The organism is Microbacterium jejuense, from assembly GCF_039544225.1.
Classification (GTDB): Bacteria; Actinomycetota; Actinomycetes; order Actinomycetales; family Microbacteriaceae; genus Microbacterium; species Microbacterium jejuense.
This window is the reverse complement of record NZ_BAABLG010000002.1, coordinates 233,409-248,890: the sequence shown is the minus strand read 5'-3', so window position 1 is coordinate 248,890 and position 15,482 is coordinate 233,409. Positions and strand designations below refer to the sequence as shown.

Annotated in this window: 13 protein-coding genes; 4 read left to right on the top strand and 9 right to left on the bottom strand. The window is 71.3% G+C overall.

The window, feature by feature from the left end; all coding sequences use genetic code 11:
* Nucleotides 1-16 precede the first annotated feature (16 nt).
* Both ABEA46_RS03475 and ABEA46_RS03470 read right to left on the bottom strand, forming a co-directional pair.
* Nucleotides 17-946, bottom strand: coding sequence for a 4-(cytidine 5'-diphospho)-2-C-methyl-D-erythritol kinase (locus ABEA46_RS03475; RefSeq protein WP_345542962.1), 930 nt, complete (start codon nt 944-946; stop codon nt 17-19).
* Nucleotides 943-2,010 (bottom strand): aldo/keto reductase, encoded by a 1,068-nt coding sequence (locus ABEA46_RS03470; protein ID WP_345542961.1) that lies wholly within the window; start codon nt 2,008-2,010, stop codon nt 943-945. Before ABEA46_RS03470 ends, ABEA46_RS03475 begins: the two co-directional genes overlap by 4 nt.
* Before the next feature lie 130 nt (nt 2,011-2,140).
* Between ABEA46_RS03470 and ABEA46_RS03465 the strand changes: the two genes are divergently transcribed.
* Complete coding sequence (locus ABEA46_RS03465; protein WP_345542960.1) at nt 2,141-3,727, top strand: stealth conserved region 3 domain-containing protein; 1,587 nt, start codon at nt 2,141-2,143, stop codon at nt 3,725-3,727.
* Here the strand turns inward: ABEA46_RS03465 and ABEA46_RS03460 are convergent.
* Nucleotides 3,675-4,595, bottom strand: a complete 921-nt coding sequence (locus ABEA46_RS03460; protein ID WP_345543111.1) for a phosphodiesterase — start codon at nt 4,593-4,595, stop codon at nt 3,675-3,677. The genes ABEA46_RS03465 and ABEA46_RS03460 overlap by 53 nt on opposite strands.
* 118 nt (nt 4,596-4,713) lie before the next feature.
* Nucleotides 4,714-5,562 carry a 16S rRNA (adenine(1518)-N(6)/adenine(1519)-N(6))-dimethyltransferase RsmA gene (rsmA, locus tag ABEA46_RS03455; RefSeq protein WP_345542959.1) on the bottom strand — a complete coding sequence of 283 codons (849 nt, stop codon included), beginning with the start codon at nt 5,560-5,562 and terminating at the stop codon, nt 4,714-4,716.
* A gap of 128 nt (nt 5,563-5,690) precedes the next feature.
* Between rsmA and ABEA46_RS03450 the strand changes: the two genes are divergently transcribed.
* Complete coding sequence (locus tag ABEA46_RS03450; protein WP_345542958.1) at nt 5,691-7,154, top strand: sugar porter family MFS transporter; 1,464 nt, start codon at nt 5,691-5,693, stop codon at nt 7,152-7,154.
* A 24-nt stretch (nt 7,155-7,178) separates the two neighbouring features.
* A complete protein-coding gene (locus ABEA46_RS03445; RefSeq protein ID WP_345542957.1) occupies nt 7,179-8,474 on the top strand; it encodes an MFS transporter in 1,296 nt (431 codons plus the stop codon).
* A gap of 36 nt (nt 8,475-8,510) precedes the next feature.
* Here the strand turns inward: ABEA46_RS03445 and ABEA46_RS03440 are convergent, their stop codons facing one another.
* The 5 genes from ABEA46_RS03440 to ABEA46_RS03420 all read right to left on the bottom strand — a co-directional run bounded on the left by ABEA46_RS03440 (nt 8,511) and on the right by ABEA46_RS03420 (nt 13,222).
* Entirely contained in the window at nt 8,511-9,062 is a 552-nt protein-coding gene (locus tag ABEA46_RS03440) for a GNAT family N-acetyltransferase (protein WP_345542956.1), read from the bottom strand.
* The gene (locus ABEA46_RS03435) at nt 9,059-9,586 is read right to left on the bottom strand and encodes an NUDIX hydrolase (RefSeq protein ID WP_345542955.1); all 528 of its coding nucleotides are present in this window, start codon (nt 9,584-9,586) and stop codon (nt 9,059-9,061) included. The genes ABEA46_RS03440 and ABEA46_RS03435 overlap by 4 nt, the downstream gene beginning before the upstream one ends.
* Before the next feature lie 9 nt (nt 9,587-9,595).
* The gene (locus ABEA46_RS03430; protein ID WP_345542954.1) at nt 9,596-10,516 is read right to left on the bottom strand and encodes a TatD family hydrolase; all 921 of its coding nucleotides are present in this window, start codon (nt 10,514-10,516) and stop codon (nt 9,596-9,598) included.
* Nucleotides 10,516-12,096, bottom strand: coding sequence for a methionine--tRNA ligase (gene metG / locus ABEA46_RS03425; RefSeq protein ID WP_345542953.1), 1,581 nt, complete (start codon nt 12,094-12,096; stop codon nt 10,516-10,518). Before metG ends, ABEA46_RS03430 begins: the two co-directional genes overlap by 1 nt.
* Before the next feature lie 112 nt (nt 12,097-12,208).
* A complete protein-coding gene (locus ABEA46_RS03420; protein WP_345542952.1) occupies nt 12,209-13,222 on the bottom strand; it encodes a LacI family DNA-binding transcriptional regulator in 1,014 nt (337 codons plus the stop codon).
* A gap of 208 nt (nt 13,223-13,430) precedes the next feature.
* Between ABEA46_RS03420 and ABEA46_RS03415 the strand changes: the two genes are divergently transcribed.
* Nucleotides 13,431-15,461 carry a beta-galactosidase gene (locus tag ABEA46_RS03415; RefSeq protein WP_345542951.1) on the top strand — a complete coding sequence of 677 codons (2,031 nt, stop codon included), beginning with the start codon at nt 13,431-13,433 and terminating at the stop codon, nt 15,459-15,461.
* Nucleotides 15,462-15,482: the final 21 nt, after the last annotated feature.

Genomic DNA, 15,482 nt, shown 5'->3' with positions numbered 1-15,482 from the left:
AACCGGGATGCCGGCCCTAGGCCGGCATCACCCGGGCGCCGGCGACGGGACCGTGCACGTGCAGGGCCTCGTATCCCGCTGCCGACAGCGTGATCTGCAGCTCCAGCGCCGACTCGGGGTCGATCGCCAGGAACGCCAGTGTAGGACCGGACCCCGACACCATGCCCGCGAGCGCCCCCGACTCCTCGCCGAGCTCCAGCGCCTCGCGCAGTTCGGGGCGCAGCGACAGCGCGGCGACCTGCAGGTCGTTGCGCGCGTGCTCGGCGAGCGCGATCGGGTCGCCGGCGCGCAGCGCGTGCAGGACGGGGGCGGCGACCTCGGGCACGGCGCCCGACGCGCCGATGTCGGGGCGCGTGCGCAGCTCGTCCAGATGCGCGTACACCTCCGGCGTCGACAGGCCGGCGTCCGAGGGCACGACCACCCAGTCGAAGCGGCCCTTCGCGAGCGCGGGACTCAGCTGGTCGCCGCGGCCGGTGCCGATCGCGGTGCCGCCCATCAACGCGAACGGCACGTCGGCTCCGAGTCGCGCGGCGAGCTTGTGCAGCTCGGCGCTGCCGAGCTCGGCGCCCCACAGCGCGTCGCACGCGACCAGGGCGGCTGCGGCATCCGCGGATCCCCCGCCCATGCCGCCGGCGACCGGGACGTGCTTGACGATGTCGAGGTGCACGCCGCCCGTGTGCCCGATGCGCTGAGCGACCAGCCGGGCCGCACGCACCGCGAGGTTGCGGTCGTCGGCCGGCACGCCCGACACGTCCACGGTCCCCGAGATCGAGACCGTGAACTCGTCGGACGGCGTCGCCCAGACATCCTCGAACAGCGACACGGCCTGGTAGGCCGAGGCGACGTCGTGGTAGCCGTCGTCCTGCACGCCGCCGACCTCGAAGAAGAGGTTGAGCTTGCCCGGCGCACGCACGCGGACGCCGTCGGCGGCGAGGGCCTGACTCACCGGTTCGCCGATTCCGCCCAGAGATCCACGTCGATGCCGTCCGACAGCGCGTCGATGCGCTCCTGCTCCTCGGTCGTGAACGCCGGGCCCTCGAGGGCCTTGAGGTTCTCGTCGAGCTGAGCGGGACGCGAGGCGCCGATGAGCGCCGAGGCGACCACCGGGTCGCGCAGCACCCACTGGATGGCCATCTGCGCGAGGGTCTGGCCGCGCTCCTTGGCGATCACGTCGAGTCCGCGGAGGGTCGCGAGGCCGTTCTCGCTGAGCGGTCCCTTCGGGAGCGATCCGCGCTGCTGGGCGCGCTCGGCGGAGCCGCCCGACAGGTACTTGTCGGTGAGCAGGCCCTGCGCGAGCGGTGTGAACGCGATCGCGCCCATGCCCTCCTGCTTCAGGACGCCGGTCAGCCCGTCCTCGACCCACCGGTTGAGGATCGAGTACGCGGGCTGGTGGATCACCAGCGGCGTGCCGAGCGAGCGGGCGACGGCGGCCGCCGCTGCCGTGCGCTCCGCGCTGTACGACGAGATGCCGACGTAGAGCGCCTTGCCCTGTCGCACCAGCGTGTCGAGAGCGCCTACCGTCTCTTCCACGGGCACGTCGGGGTCGACGCGGTGCGAGTAGAAGATGTCGACGTAGTCGATGCTCATGCGCTGCAGCGACTGCTCGGCGCTGGCGATGAGGTACTTGCGCGAACCGCCGTTGCCGTAGGGACCGTGCCACATGTCGTAGCCGGCCTTCGACGAGATGATGAGCTCGTCCCGGTACGGCGCGAAGTCCTCGCGCATCATGCGGCCGAAGTTGGTCTCGGCGGTGCCGTACGGCGGGCCGTAGTTGTTCGCGAGGTCGAAGTGCGTGATGCCCCGGTCGAACGCGTGACGCAGCAGCGCGCGCTGGTTGTCGAAGGGGATGTTGTCGCCGAAGTTCCACCACAGACCGAGCGACACGGGTGGCAGCGTCAGGCCGGACGTGCCGACTCGTCGGTAGTCGGCGCCGACGTAGCGGTCGTCGGCGGCGGTGTAGGGGCGGTGGAGGTCTCCGCCGCGGGACAGGTAGCGGTCGTCTGCGGTCACCGGTCCAGGCTATCGGCGCGGAGCGTCCGAGCGCAGGCGAGCGGCGCGTGCGCCGCGAAACGTCGCCGTAACGGGACGGGCCTACTGTGACGGCATCGGAGCGAAGATCCGCTGCGATGGAGGAGGACTCATGGTGGCACTCACCGCGCTTCCGCAGCCCGCCCACACCTGGAACGGACTGCTCGAGCGGCCCGACATCGCGTGGGACGGCGGCATCCTGCACCTCGTGCATGACGACGTCACGCCGCAGGAGGCGCGCACGGCGGATCTGCTGCTGGTGGCGGATGCGCTCGAGCGCGCCGACGTCGAGGTCCTCCTCATCCGTCGCGACCACGCCGTGCCGGCGCTCGCCGTGGACGTCGACGACCATGCCGCGGCCCTGGCCGCCCTCGCGGCGCTGTGCGACACCGAACCGGTCTACGTCAAGGTAAAGGGCGCCGCCGCGGACCTGGCGGGCGCCGTCGCCCCGCTCGCGGCGGTGCCCTCCGCGATCCGGGTCTACCGGCCGCGGATCACCCGCACCGGGTCGCTGCGCTACGGCGCGGGGCTCGGCGTGGCGATGGAGTTCTGGCGGTTCGGGGACGACGTCGTCGAGGCGCCGCGCGACAACGCCCTCACCCGGCGGCGGACGCCGACGGCCGACATCGCGTACGCCGCCGTGGAGCGCTACGGGCGCTGCTGGCGCACCCTCGAGGGCATGTTCGACCCGCAGCCGCACGAGTTCACCGATGAGGTGGACCTCGTCTTCTCGTGGGTGGACGGCTCCTCGAGCGACTTCCAGCGAGCCCGTGCGGCCCAGCTGGCCGAGTACGTGGTGGGCGACGGCGACGACGGGCCCGCCCGGTACCGCCACGTCGACGAGCTGCGCTACGCGCTGCGCAGCGTCCACATGTATGCGCCCTGGGTGCGCCGCATCTTCATCGCCACCGACTCCCCCGCGCCGTCCTGGCTGCGGGAGCACCCGAAGGTCACCCTCGTGCGCAGCGAGGAGTTCTTCGCCGACCCCTCGGTGCTTCCGACCCACAACTCGCACGCCATCGAGGCGCAACTGCACCGCATCCCGGGCCTCGCCGAGCACTTCCTGTACTCCAACGACGACATGTTCTTCGGCCGGATGGTCGGGCAGGAGATGTTCTTCACCGCGGCCGGGGTCACGAAATTCGTCGAATGCGACGTGCGCATCGGAGCGGGCCCGGCGGCGCCGCACCGCAGCGGTCACGACAACGGACTGCGCGTCAACCGGGCGCTGCTGAAGGAGCGCTTCGGGCGGACCATCGTGCGCGACCTCGACCATTGCGCGACGCCCCTGCGCCGGAGCGTGATGGCCGAGCTCGAAGCGACGCTGCCCGACGACTTCGCCCGGACGGCGGCATCCCGCTTCCGCTCGGCCACCGACATCTCGGTCACCAACAGTCTCTACCACTACTTCGCGCTCATGACGGGGCGGGCGGTCCCGACGCGCGAACCCCGGGTGCGGTACGTCCAGACGACGCTGGCCGCGGGCGTGCGGCGCCTGGAGCAGCTCGCCGCGCGCACCGACGTGGACATGTTCTGCCTCAACGACGGCGGCAACGCCGAGGTGCCGGAGGATCTGCGGGTGCGCAGCCTCCGCTCGGCGCTGGAGCGCATGTTCCCGGTGCGGGCGCCGTGGGAGCGCGTCGAGCTCAGCGCAGCAGAGGAATCGGCTCGGTCGGCGCATCCGTCCGCCCGGCAGTGACGGGCACCACGCCCGCCTGGCGCAGGCGCCGGCGCGCCTCGTCGGGTTCGATGTACTCCAGCGGGTGCGGCGCCTCGACCGGCACGACCGAGTGCACGACCGTGTCGCCGTAGACATGCACGAGGTTGAACGCCTGTGCCCCGTCCTGCGGACGCGTGCCTCCCACGGGCACGGTGAGATCCTGGGTGTAGCAGGTGGACGACGCGACCGACACGGGGATGCCGGCGAAGGTGGCGAACGTCGAGTAGTGCAGGTGGCCGGCGATGATCGCGCGTACGTCGGTGCCGTGGAGCACCGCCGCGAGCCGTCGCTGGTCGCGCAGCTCGACGCTCGCGGCCAGCGGCAGCACCGCCGGCACCGGCGGGTGGTGCATCGCGAGGATCGTGCCCAGCGGCGCGGGAGCCGACAGCACATCGGTCAGCCACTCCAACTGCGGGTCGCTCAGTTCGCCGTGGTGATGGCCGGGGACCGATGTGTCGATCGTCACCACGCGCAGGCCGTCGAGCTCGTCCACGCGGTCGATCGGCCGGAGGTCGGATGCCTCGTCGAGCAGCGCGGTGCGGAACGCGCCCCGCTCATCGTGATTGCCCATGACCCACAGCAGACGCGCGCCCAGGCGCTCGGCGACGGGCTCGACGAGCGCCCGCAGATCCGCGTACGCCCCGGGCTCGCCGAGGTCGACGAGGTCGCCGGTGAAGACGATGGCGTCGGGGCGCACGCCGCTGGCCTCGATGACGCCGAGCGTCCGCGCCAGCTGGACGGCCCCGTCCACGGCGCCGAAGAGGCGGGGCGTCGCGGCCGCACGCAGATGGGTGTCGCTCAGGTGCAGCAGGATTCGCTCAGGAGCAGGGTGCTCGGCGGGTCGCATGGCGGTCACTCCGGTCCGCCGCGAGGCGAGCTGCCCTGGAACAGGACGGCGGACCCCGAAATGTTACAGGCATGTTTCGTCGGATCCGGCCCTCACGCGCGTGAACAGCCGCGGAACGTCATATGACGGCGGCCTGGGCGATGCGCACGTAGTCGTCGACGGTGAGCTCCTCGCCGCGCGCCGTCGGGGCGACCCCGGCGCGCTCGAGGACCGCGGAGGCCTCGGCCGCCGTGCCGCCCAGGACGCCCGAGAGCGCCTGCCGGAGCATCTTGCGCCGCTGCTGGAACGCGGCGTCGACGATGCGGAAGGTCTTGACCCGCAGCTCCTCGTCGCCGCGCGGCTCGGCGTCGCGCCGGAAGCCGACCAGCACGCTGTCGACGTTGGGCACCGGCCAGAAGACCTGGCGCGACACGGTGCCCGCCAGGCGCCACGGCCCGTACCAGGCCGCCTTGACGCTCGGCGCGCCGTACGTCTTCGACCGGGGCGGGGCGGCCAGCCGCTCGCCGACCTCGGCCTGCACCATGACGACGCCGCGCTGAAGACCCGGAAAGGTCTCCAGGAAGTGCAGCAGCACCGGCACGCTGACGTTGTACGGCAGGTTCGCGACGAGCACCGCCGGTTCGCCCGGCAGTTCGGTGACCCGCAGCGCGTCGGCGTCGACCACCGTCAGAGCGCCGTCCTGGACGCCGTGCGCGGCCGCCGTCGCCGGCAGTCGCTCGGCGAGGCGGTGATCGATCTCGACGGCGGTGACGGATGCCCCGGCCTCGAGGATCGCGAGGGTCAGCGACCCGAGTCCCGGCCCCACCTCGACCACGCGATCGCCCGGCTGCACCTCGGCGACGTGCACGATCTTGCGGACCGTATTGGCGTCGACGACGAAGTTCTGCCCGAGCTTCTTGGTCGGAGTGACGTCGAGGTCGGCGGCGAGCGCGCGGATCTCGGCCGCGCCCAGCAGTGTCACGGGCATGCCTCCAACAGTACCGACGGGATGCCGGCGGTCGCGGCATCCACCTGCCGGACCGCGAGCCCTGGCATATGCCGACCCGCGCGCGCAAGCCCTCGCCCCGGTCCCGGTCGACCGCTAGCGTGACGGACATGAACACGACCGGCTCGATCCCGGCGGACGCCTTCTCGCTCCGCAGCCCCTACGGCCGTCGAGCGATCGGCCTGTCGGTCGCGGCCGCCGTCGGCGGATTCCTGTTCGGCTTCGACTCCTCGGTGATCAACGGCGCCGTCGACTCGATCTCGAAGGACTTCGCGCTCAACGACGTCATCACCGGCTTCGTGGTGGCGATCGCGCTGCTCGGCTGCGCGGTGGGCGCCATCGTCGCCGGCAACCTGTCGGACCGGTGGGGGCGCCTGAGGGTGATGTTCCTCGGCGCGATCATGTTCTTCGTCTCGTCCATCGGCGCGGGCCTCGCCTTCTCGCCGTGGGATCTCGCGCTGTGGCGCGTCGTCGGCGGTCTCGGCATCGGCATCGCGTCGGTCGTCGCCCCGGCCTACATCGCCGAGATCGCGCCGCGCCAGATCCGCGGCGGCCTGGCCTCGCTGCAGCAGCTCGCCATCACGATCGGCATCTTCGCGGCGCTCCTCTCGGACGCGCTGCTCGCGAACGCCGCCGGCGGCGCCGACAACGTGCTGTGGTTCGGGCTCGAGGCGTGGCGGTGGATGTTCCTCGTCGGAGTCATCCCGTCGGCGGTCTACGGCATCCTGTCGTTCACGGTGCCCGAGTCGCCGCGGTTCCTGCTCGCGAAGGGCCGCCGCGACGAAGCCCGCGCCATCTTCGCGCGACTCATGCCGCCGGCAGACCTCGACCAGACGATCCGCGAGCTGCAGAACGCCATCGAGGCCGACCGCAAGAACGCCGGCGTGTCGATCCGCGGGCCGGTGCTGGGCCTTCAGCGCATCGTGTGGGTCGGCATCATCCTGTCGGTGTTCCAGCAGTTCGTCGGCATCAACGTGATCTTCTACTACTCGACGAGTCTGTGGCAGTCGGTCGGGTTCGACGAGAGCGACTCGTTCACCATCAGCGTCGTCACCTCGATCACGAACGTGCTGGTGACGCTCATCGCGATCTTCCTGGTGGACCGCGTGGGCCGCAAGCCGATCCTCCTCACCGGCTCGGTGATGATGACGGTGTCGCTCGGCCTGATGGCGCTGTGCTTCGTGTTCTCCGAGACGAATGCCGACGGCGCCGTCACCCTCCCCGCCCCATGGGGCCCGATCGCGCTCGTCGCGGCGAACGTCTTCGTCGTGGGATTCGGCGCGTCGTGGGGACCGCTCGTGTGGGTGCTGCTGGGCGAGATCTTCCCCAGCCGCATCCGCGGCAAGGCGCTCGGCGTCGCCGCCGGCGCGCAGTGGCTCGCGAACTTCCTCATCACGATCTCGTTCCCGGCGATGTCGTCCTGGTCGCTGCCGCTCACGTACGGCATGTACGCGCTGTTCGCGGCGCTCTCGTTCGTCTACGTCCTGTGGCGCGTGCCCGAGACGAAGGGCATGGACATCGAGCAGACCGAGACACTGTTCGTCCACCGCAAGGACGCCCCCGCCACGAGCTGACGGACCGCGGCCTAAGATGCTGGGATGCCCTCGCTCGGCGAACTGATCGCACCACGCCGCCTGGGCCGGGATTTCCGGTGGCTGCTGGCCTCGTCGTGGACCAGCAACCTCGGTGACGGGATCGCCCTCTCGGCGGCGCCGCTGCTCATCGCCTCGATGACCTCGTCGCCGGTGCTCGTCGCCTCCGGCGCGATGATGCAGTTCCTGCCGTGGCTGCTGTTCGGCCTGCTCGCCGGCTCGGTCGCGGACCACCACGACCGTCGGCGCCTCGTGATGCTCGCCAACGGGATCCGCGCCGTCATCGTCGGCGGACTCGTGGTGTTCCTGGTCACCGGGCACGCGACGGTCTGGATCGTGCTGGCGACCGCGTTCCTGTACGGCATCGCCGAGGTCTTCGCGGACTCGGCCGGCAGCACGCTGCTGCCCATGATGGTGCGTCCCGCCGACCTCGGCATCGGCAATGCCCGCATGCAGGCCGGGTACCTCGTCGCCAACCAGCTCGCCGGTCCGCCACTGGGGGCGTTCCTGTTCGCGATCGGGTCGTTCTGGCCGTTCCTGCTGCAGATCCTGTGCGTCGCGCTGGCGGTCGTGCTGATCTCGCGCATCTCGGACACCCCGATCCCCGAGAAGGATGCCGCGGCCGGCGGCGCGCCGACCGTGGGCGCAGACGGCACGCCGGTCAAGCCGCATCCGATCCGCGAAGGACTCCGGTGGCTGCGCCACAACCCGCCGGTGCGGACGCTGGTGCTCATCATCCTGGTGTTCAACGTCACGTGGGCGGCGCCGTGGAGCGTCCTGGTGCTCTACGCCACCGAGCACCTCGGCATGGGCGCGATCGGGTACGGCGCGCTCACGACGGCCTCGGCGCTCGGCGGGATCATCGCGATCTTCAGCTTCGGGTGGCTCGAGAAGCAGGTGTCGTTCTCGACCCTCATGCGGGTGTGCCTGTCGCTGGAGGTGCTCATGCACCTGTCGTTCGCGCTGACGACGAACGGCGTCGTCGCCCTCATCATCATGTTCGGGTTCGGCCTGTACGCGTTCGTGTGGGGCACGATCTCGACCACGGTGCGCCAGCGCCTGGTGCCGATCTCGCTGCAGGGCCGCATCGCGTCGGTCAACATGGTCGGCGTGTTCGGTGGACTCGTCATCGGCCAGCTGCTCGGCGGCCTCATCGCCCAGACCTGGGGCCTCACGGCGCCGTGGTGGTTCGCGTTCGCCGGCTCCGCGATCACGCTGGCGCTGGTGTGGCGCCCGATCCGCAACATCGCCGCCGCCAAGCCCGTGCTGGAGGACCCTGCCATGGAGCCCGACGCCGCGTAGCGAAGCCGTCCGGCGGACGCGGCATCCATCGAATCCTCAGTCCGGCTGCACCACGCTGAGGTCCGCGCGCATGAGGAGCCCGACGCCGCCCTCGAACTCGACGCCCATCAGCCGCGGCGCACGCAGCACCTCGGCGAATCCCCACCGACGGTGCAGGTCGATCGAGGCGCGATTGCGCGCGTTCACCACGTACGACGCCGTCGCCGCGCGCGCCGCGATCCACTGCAGACGGGCATCGGTGAGCGCCGCGCCGATCCCGCGACGCCGCCAGGCCGGGTCGACCGTGATCCCGCCGAGGTAGTGCCCGGGCGGGGCCGGGTCGACAGCCTCGACAAGGTGATGGGTCTTGGCCCAGCCGACGAGCAGGCGCCGGCCCGCATCCACGGTCTCGGCGATCAGCACACAGCGGTCCGGATCGGCGATCGCCCGCCGATAGCCCTCCGCGCTGCCGACCGACCCGGCGGCGCGTCCCGACACCACCTCGAGACGCAGGATGCCCCCGATGTCGCCCTTCGTCGCCGGTCGCAGCGAGATCGCCGCGGGCGGGCGGCCACCGGCATCGGGGGCGTACGCCGCGAACGACGTCACCGGGCCGCCTCGCCTCCACGCACCGCGGCCACCAGCGCAGGCCACAGCGCATCGAACCGCGCGACCCAGGGCGCGGCGAACAGGCCCGCTCGGTAGCGCGCCCGCACGTCGTCCAGCGTCACCCACTCCGACGCAGCGACCTCGTCCGGATCGAGCTGCACCGTCGCGGGATCGACGCCGTGCGCGACGTACACGTCGAACAGCGCGGCAGCCTCGACGCAGCGACCGACGAAGACGAGCGCGTCGCCCGACGTGCGCAGCCCGGTCTCTTCGCGCAGCTCGCGCACGGCGGCCTCACGGCTGGTCTCTCCGGTCAGAGCGCTCCCTGCCGCGAACTCCCAGTCCAGCGCGAAGTCCTTCACCGCGGCACGCTGCGAGATCAGGACGAGCCCGTCCTCGCGCACCGCGCACACCGACGACACGACGTGGAACCACCCCGCCGCGAAGTTCGGGTCGCCGCGACGATGAGTGATCCCGAGCGGGCGGCCGGCGGCATCCACCACGTCCCACAGCTCACCGTCCACGAACCGAACCTAGTCCTCGAACGGGCCGTACACCTGCAGCGTGTTCGCGGCCAGCTGCGCGCACAGCTCGTCGACGTCGACCCCCAGCTCGGCGGCCATGAACCGCACCGTCACCGGGATCAGGTACGGAGCGTTGGGCCGGCCGCGGTGCGGGGTCGGCGTCAGGAAGGGGGCGTCCGTCTCGACGAGGATGCGGTCCCGCGGGATCACCGCGAGCGCATCGCGCAGGTTCTGGGCGTTCTTGAACGTCACGTTGCCCGCGAACGAGAGCCAGTAGCCGCGCTCCCCCGCGATGCGCGCCATGTCTGCGTCGCCCGAGAAGCAGTGGAACACCGTCCGCTCCGGGGCGCCGACGCGCCCGAGGGTCTCGAGCACCGCGTCGTGCGCGTCGCGGTCGTGGATCTGCATCGCGATGCCGTGCTTCTTGGCGAGCGCGATGTGCGCCTCGAAGCTCTCGTACTGCGCGGGCCGGCCGTCGTCGTCGGTGCGGAAGAAGTCGAGCCCGGTCTCGCCGATCGCGCGCACGCGCGGCTGTGCCGCCAGCTCGTCGATGACCCCGATCGCCTCGTCCAGTCGTCCGGCCGCAGCGTATGCGGGGGCCTCGTTCGGGTGGATCGCGACGGCGGCGAGGACGCGGGGATGGGATGCCGCAGCCCACGCCGACCAGCGGCTCGACTCGATGTCGCCACCGGCCTGCACGACGCCGACCACGCCGACGGCTTCGGCCCGCGACAGCTGGTCGTCCAGCGACAGGCCCACGCCGTCCTCGATCTCGAGGTGGGCGTGGTTGTCGTACACCGGCACCGCGAGCGGCTCGGGCGCGTCCGGGTACGAGACGTCGCGCGCCCCCTTCTCGCGCGTGCGGACGTACTGCGACGGATCTGCCGCCTCGGCCGGGTACGGCACCGCGGGCTCGGGCACCGAGGTCATCAGGCGTTCTGCTCGACCCGTGGGAACAACGGCGCGAGGCCGTTGACCGACGTGCCGGGCTTCAGGACGCCCCAGGCGCCCGCCTCACGCAGCGGCTGGTCCTGCAGGCGGCCGACCGACTCGGCGGCGCCGAGCGCGATCCACAGCTTCTCGGTCGACTCGGGCATCACCGGCGACAGCAGCACCGCGAGCGCGCGCAGGCCCTCGGCGGCGGTGTAGAGCACGGTGCCGAGGCGGGCGCGCTGCGCCTCGTCCCTGGCGAGCGCCCACGGCTCGTTCTCGGTGATGTACAGGTTCAGCGCGTCGACGATGGTCCAGATCGACGCGATCGCCTCGTCGATGCGGAAGCGCTCGATCGCCGCATCGGCGGCGGCCGCGGCATCGGCCACCGTCTTCTGGATGTGCAGGTCGCGCGGCTCGTACAAGGCGTGCGGCGGCACGAGCCCAGAGAAGTACTTCTCGATCATCGCGGTCGTGCGCGACGCGAGGTTGCCGAAGCCGTTGGCGAGCTCGGCCTGGTAGCGGGCCGACAGGTCCTCCCACGAGAACGAGCCGTCCTGGCCGAAGGCGATCGCCGACAGGAAGTAGAACCGGTACGCGTCCGAGCCGAACACGTCGGTGATCTCGGTGGGCGCGATGCCGGTGAGCTTCGACTTCGACATCTTCTCGCCGCCGACGAGAAGCCAGCCGTGCGCGAAGACGCCGCGCGGCACCTCCAGCCCCGCAGCCATCAGCATCGCCGGCCAGATGACCGCGTGGAAGCGCAGGATGTCCTTGCCGACCACGTGGTAGGCGGGCCAGCGGCGCGCGAACTCCTCAGGGTCGGTGCCGTAGCCGATCGCGGTGGCGTAGTTCAGGAGCGCGTCGACCCACACGTAGATGACGTGCTGCTCGTCCCACGGCACCGTGATGCCCCAGTCGAACGCCGACCGCGAGATCGACAGGTCCTTCAGGCCGTTCTTGACGAACGAGACGACCTCGTTGCGCGCCGAGTCGGGACGCACGAAGTCGGGAACCGTCGAGTACAGCTCCAGCAGCTTGTCCTGGAACTCGCTCAGCTTGAAGAAGTAGTTCTTCTCCTGCAGCAGCTCCAGCGGCTTGGAGTGGATCGCGCAGACCTTGAGGCCCTCGAACGCGCCCGTGCCGTCGACGATCTCGGACTCGGGCTTGAACTCCTCGCACCCGACGCAGTACAGCGCCTCGTACTCGCCGGCGTAGATGTAGCCGCGGTCGTAGATGGCCTGCACGAACTGCTGCACCCGCTCCTCGTGACGCTGCTGCGTCGTGCGGATGAAGTCGTCGTTGGCGACGTCGAGGGTCTTCAGCAGCGGGAACCACGCCTCGGTGACGAGCTTGTCGACCCACTCCTGCGGCGTGACGCCGTTCGCCGAGGCGGCGCGCAGCATCTTCTGGCCGTGCTCATCGGTGCCCGTGAGCATCCAGGTGTCATCGCCCGCCTGGCGGTGCCAGCGCGCGAGCGTGTCGACCGCCACGGTCGTGTAGCCGTGGCCGATGTGGGGCACGTCGCTCGGGTAGTAGATCGGCGTCGTGATGTAGAAGGACTGGCGGCCGGAAGTCACCAGGAGAGTCTAGTTCGAGTGGATGCCGCACCCGGCGCTGTGACCGGGGACCCCGGCCGGCGGGCGTCACGGCCGGCAAACGTAACAGTGAGCGCCGCGAGATCAGTCCGCTTCACGCGCTGTCGCGCACGACCAGGGTCGTGGGGAGCGTGATCGGCTGCGGCCGGCCGCCGTCGATCACCTCGAGCAGCAGCGACACCATCTCGTCGCTGATGCGGTCCCACGGCTGACGCATCGTGGTCAGCGGCGGCTCGTGCGTGGCAGCGAGCCCGGAGTCGTCGAAGCCGGCCACCGCGATGTCGTCGGGCACGCGCAGGCCCGCCTTGCGCAGCGCCGCGATGGCACCGGCGGCCATCAGATCGCTCGCGGCGAAGACGGCGTCGATGTCGCTCGTACGTTCGAGCAGCCGGGTCATCGCGACAGCGCCGGACTCCTGGCTGTAGTCGCCCTCTTGGACGAGTCCGGGATCGAAGTCCGCGCCCATCTCCTCTTCGAACCCGACCAGCCGGAACCGGCCGCCGGGGGTGTCGTGGGGACCGGCGATCATCGCGATGCGGCGATGACCCTGCGATCGGAGGTAGCGCGTCATCTCGCGCGCGGACCCGATCTCGTCGACCGAGACGGTGGGGACGTTCGCCTCGTGGCCGAGCGGGATGCCGCAGCACACGGTGGGGACGCCGGCTTCGAGCAGCTGCTCGACGAGCGGGTCGGCCTCGTGGGACGAGATGAGCAGCACGCCGTCGACGTGCCCAGCGCCGACGAATGTGGCGACGCCGGCCCGCTCGGCCGGCGTGCCGGCGACCAGCAGCACGAGGGTCATCGACCGCTGGGCGAGAGCCTCGGCGGCACCTCGGAGCAGCAGCGCGAACGTCGGGTCCTGGAACAGCAGGTGCTGCGGCTCGGTGAGCAGGAACGCGAGCGAGCCCGACCGCCCCGTCGCGAGGCTCCGCGCGGCATGGTTGGCGGTGTAGCCGGTGCGCCGGATCGCGTCCTCGACCGCGGTCCGCGCATCGGGCGAGACCCAGTGGCCGCCGTTGATCACGCGCGAGACCGTGCCGCGCGAAACCCCGGCCGCCGCTGCGACATCGCGGATCGTCGGCTTGCGCCGCGCGGTCGTCTCGTCCACGACGAGTGACTCTACCCCGCCCGGGGCCACGAGGCGGCCGTCGACACGACGACACCCTGTGACCGGTCACAGTTGGGTAACGGTTGCCGGCCCGGCCGTGCGGTGCAGCATCCACTCGAGCAACACTGTGACCGGTCACAGTCACTGTGGCCGCCCGCCCCGACCACCGCCCGGGCACGAGCCCTGCACCCGACCCGATGGAGCGTCCATGACCTCGCCCGACCGCTGGCCCGAGATCCGGGGAATCGCCTATGGCGGCGACTACACCCCCGAGCAGTGGCCGAAAGAGGTGTGGCGCGAAGACGTCGCCCTCATGCGGGAGGCCGGGGTGAACCTCGTCAGCGTCGGCATCTTCGCGTGGGCCCTGATCGAGACCGCCGAAGGCGTCTTCGACTTCGCGTGGCTCGACGAACTGCTCGACCTGCTGCACGAGAACGGCATCTCGGTCGACCTCGGCACCCCCACCGCCTCTCCCCCGGCCTGGTTCTTCGCCGAGCATCCCGACGCCCGTGTCGTCACGCGCGACGGCGTCACGATGGGCTTCGGCGCCCGCGGCATGGCCTCGCACGCGTCGACCGCCTACCGCGCGGCGATCGTCCGCATCGCGTCGGCACTGGCCGAGCGCTACGGCGACCACCCCGCGGTCGTGCTCTGGCACGTGCACAACGAGTACGGCGTGCCGGTCGGCGAGGACTACTCCGAGCAGTCGGTGCACGCCTTCCGCGGCTGGCTGCAGGAGAAGTACGGCACGCTCGACGGGCTCAACGCCGCCTGGGGCACCGCCTTCTGGGGCCAGCGCTACGGCTCGTGGGACCACGTCGGGGCCCCCGCCGCCGCACCCTCGGTGGTCAACCCCGCACAACGACTGGACTTCGCGCGGTTCACCGACCACCAGCTGCGCGCGTGCTTCATCGCCGAGCGGGACGCGATCCGCGCGCACGCCTCGCAGCCGATCACCACGAACTTCATGGCGAACCAGAGCTGGACCACCGACATGTGGGCGTGGGCGCGAGAGGTCGACATCGTGTCGGACGACCACTACCTCGTCGCCGCCGACCCCGAGGGCGAGATCGGCCTCGCGATCGCCGCGGACCTGTCGCGCTCGGTGGGCGGCGGGAAGCCCTGGATCCTGATGGAGCACTCCACGTCGGCGGTCAACTGGCAGCCGCGCAACGTCGCAAAGCGTCCCGGCGAGCTCGCCCGCAACTCCCTCACGCACCTCGCCCGCGGCGCCGACGCGATCCTCTTCTTCCAGTGGCGGGCGTCACGCTCGGGCGCTGAGAAGTTCCACTCCGCGATGATCCCGCACGCCGGCACGTCGTCCCGCGTGTGGCGCGAGGTCGTCGAGTTCGGCGAGGTGCTGGGGCGTCTCGACGAGGTGCGCGGCTCGCGCGTCTCGGCCGATGTCGCGATCCTGTGGGACTTCGAGTCGTTCTGGGCGCAGGACCTCGAGTGGCGCCCATCGGTCGACGTGTCGCACGCTGAGCGCATCCGCTCCTTCTACGAGCGCCTGTGGCGCGACGGCATCACCGTCGACTTCGCCCTGCCCGGCCAGGACCTCTCGGGCTACAAGCTGGTGGTCGCGCCCGCGCAGTACATGCTGAGCGCCGCCGACGCCGCCAACCTCACTCGCTTCGTCGAGTCCGGCGGCACGCTCGTGGTGTCGTTCTTCTCGGCCGTCGTCGACGAGAACGACGCCGTGCCCGCGGGCGGATTCGTCGCCCCGCTGTGCGACGCGCTCGGCATCGTCGTCGAGGAGTTCCTGCCGCTGCGCGAAGGCGCCCGGCACGCTGTCCAGTGGCACGGCGATGCGACCACCGACGAGTCCGCGCTGCTCCTGGCCGACGCGTGGCAGGAGGACGTCGTCCTCCACGGCGCCGAGGCGATCGGCACCTACCTCGACGGCCCCGGCGCCGGAGGCGCCGCGATCACCCGCCACGCACACGGCTCGGGCGTGGGCTGGTACGTGAGCACCCGATTGGATGCCGCCGCCCTGCGCACCCTCATGACCGAGGTCTACGCCGACGCCGGCATCACCCCGGCGGCGCACCCCGAGGGCCTCGAGGTCGTGGTGCGCCGTGGCGACGACGCGGACTTCGCCGTCGCGATCAACCACCGCGATGAGCCTGCGACCTTCGCCGCGAGCGGCGTCGAGCTCATCTCGGGCGCACCGGTCGACGGCAGCCTCACCGTGCCCGCCGGGGGGCTCGCCGTCGTCCGGCTGAGCCCCACCCCCTGACCCGTACTTCTGCATCACACC

Bases quoted from the DNA above. Each gene is read 5' to 3' on its own strand.
- ABEA46_RS03415 (WP_345542951.1), top strand. From the start codon at position 13,431: ATGACCTCGCCCGACCGCTGGCCCGAGATCCGGGGAATCGCCTATGGC.
- ABEA46_RS03445 (WP_345542957.1), top strand. From the start codon at position 7,179: ATGCCCTCGCTCGGCGAACTGATCGCACCACGCCGCCTGGGCCGGGAT.
- rsmA (WP_345542959.1), bottom strand. From the start codon at position 5,562: ATGCCCGTGACACTGCTGGGCGCGGCCGAGATCCGCGCGCTCGCCGCC.
- ABEA46_RS03460 (WP_345543111.1), bottom strand. From the start codon at position 4,595: ATGCGACCCGCCGAGCACCCTGCTCCTGAGCGAATCCTGCTGCACCTG.
- ABEA46_RS03465 (WP_345542960.1), top strand. From the start codon at position 2,141: ATGGTGGCACTCACCGCGCTTCCGCAGCCCGCCCACACCTGGAACGGA.
- ABEA46_RS03430 (WP_345542954.1), bottom strand. From the start codon at position 10,516: ATGACCTCGGTGCCCGAGCCCGCGGTGCCGTACCCGGCCGAGGCGGCA.
- ABEA46_RS03450 (WP_345542958.1), top strand. From the start codon at position 5,691: ATGAACACGACCGGCTCGATCCCGGCGGACGCCTTCTCGCTCCGCAGC.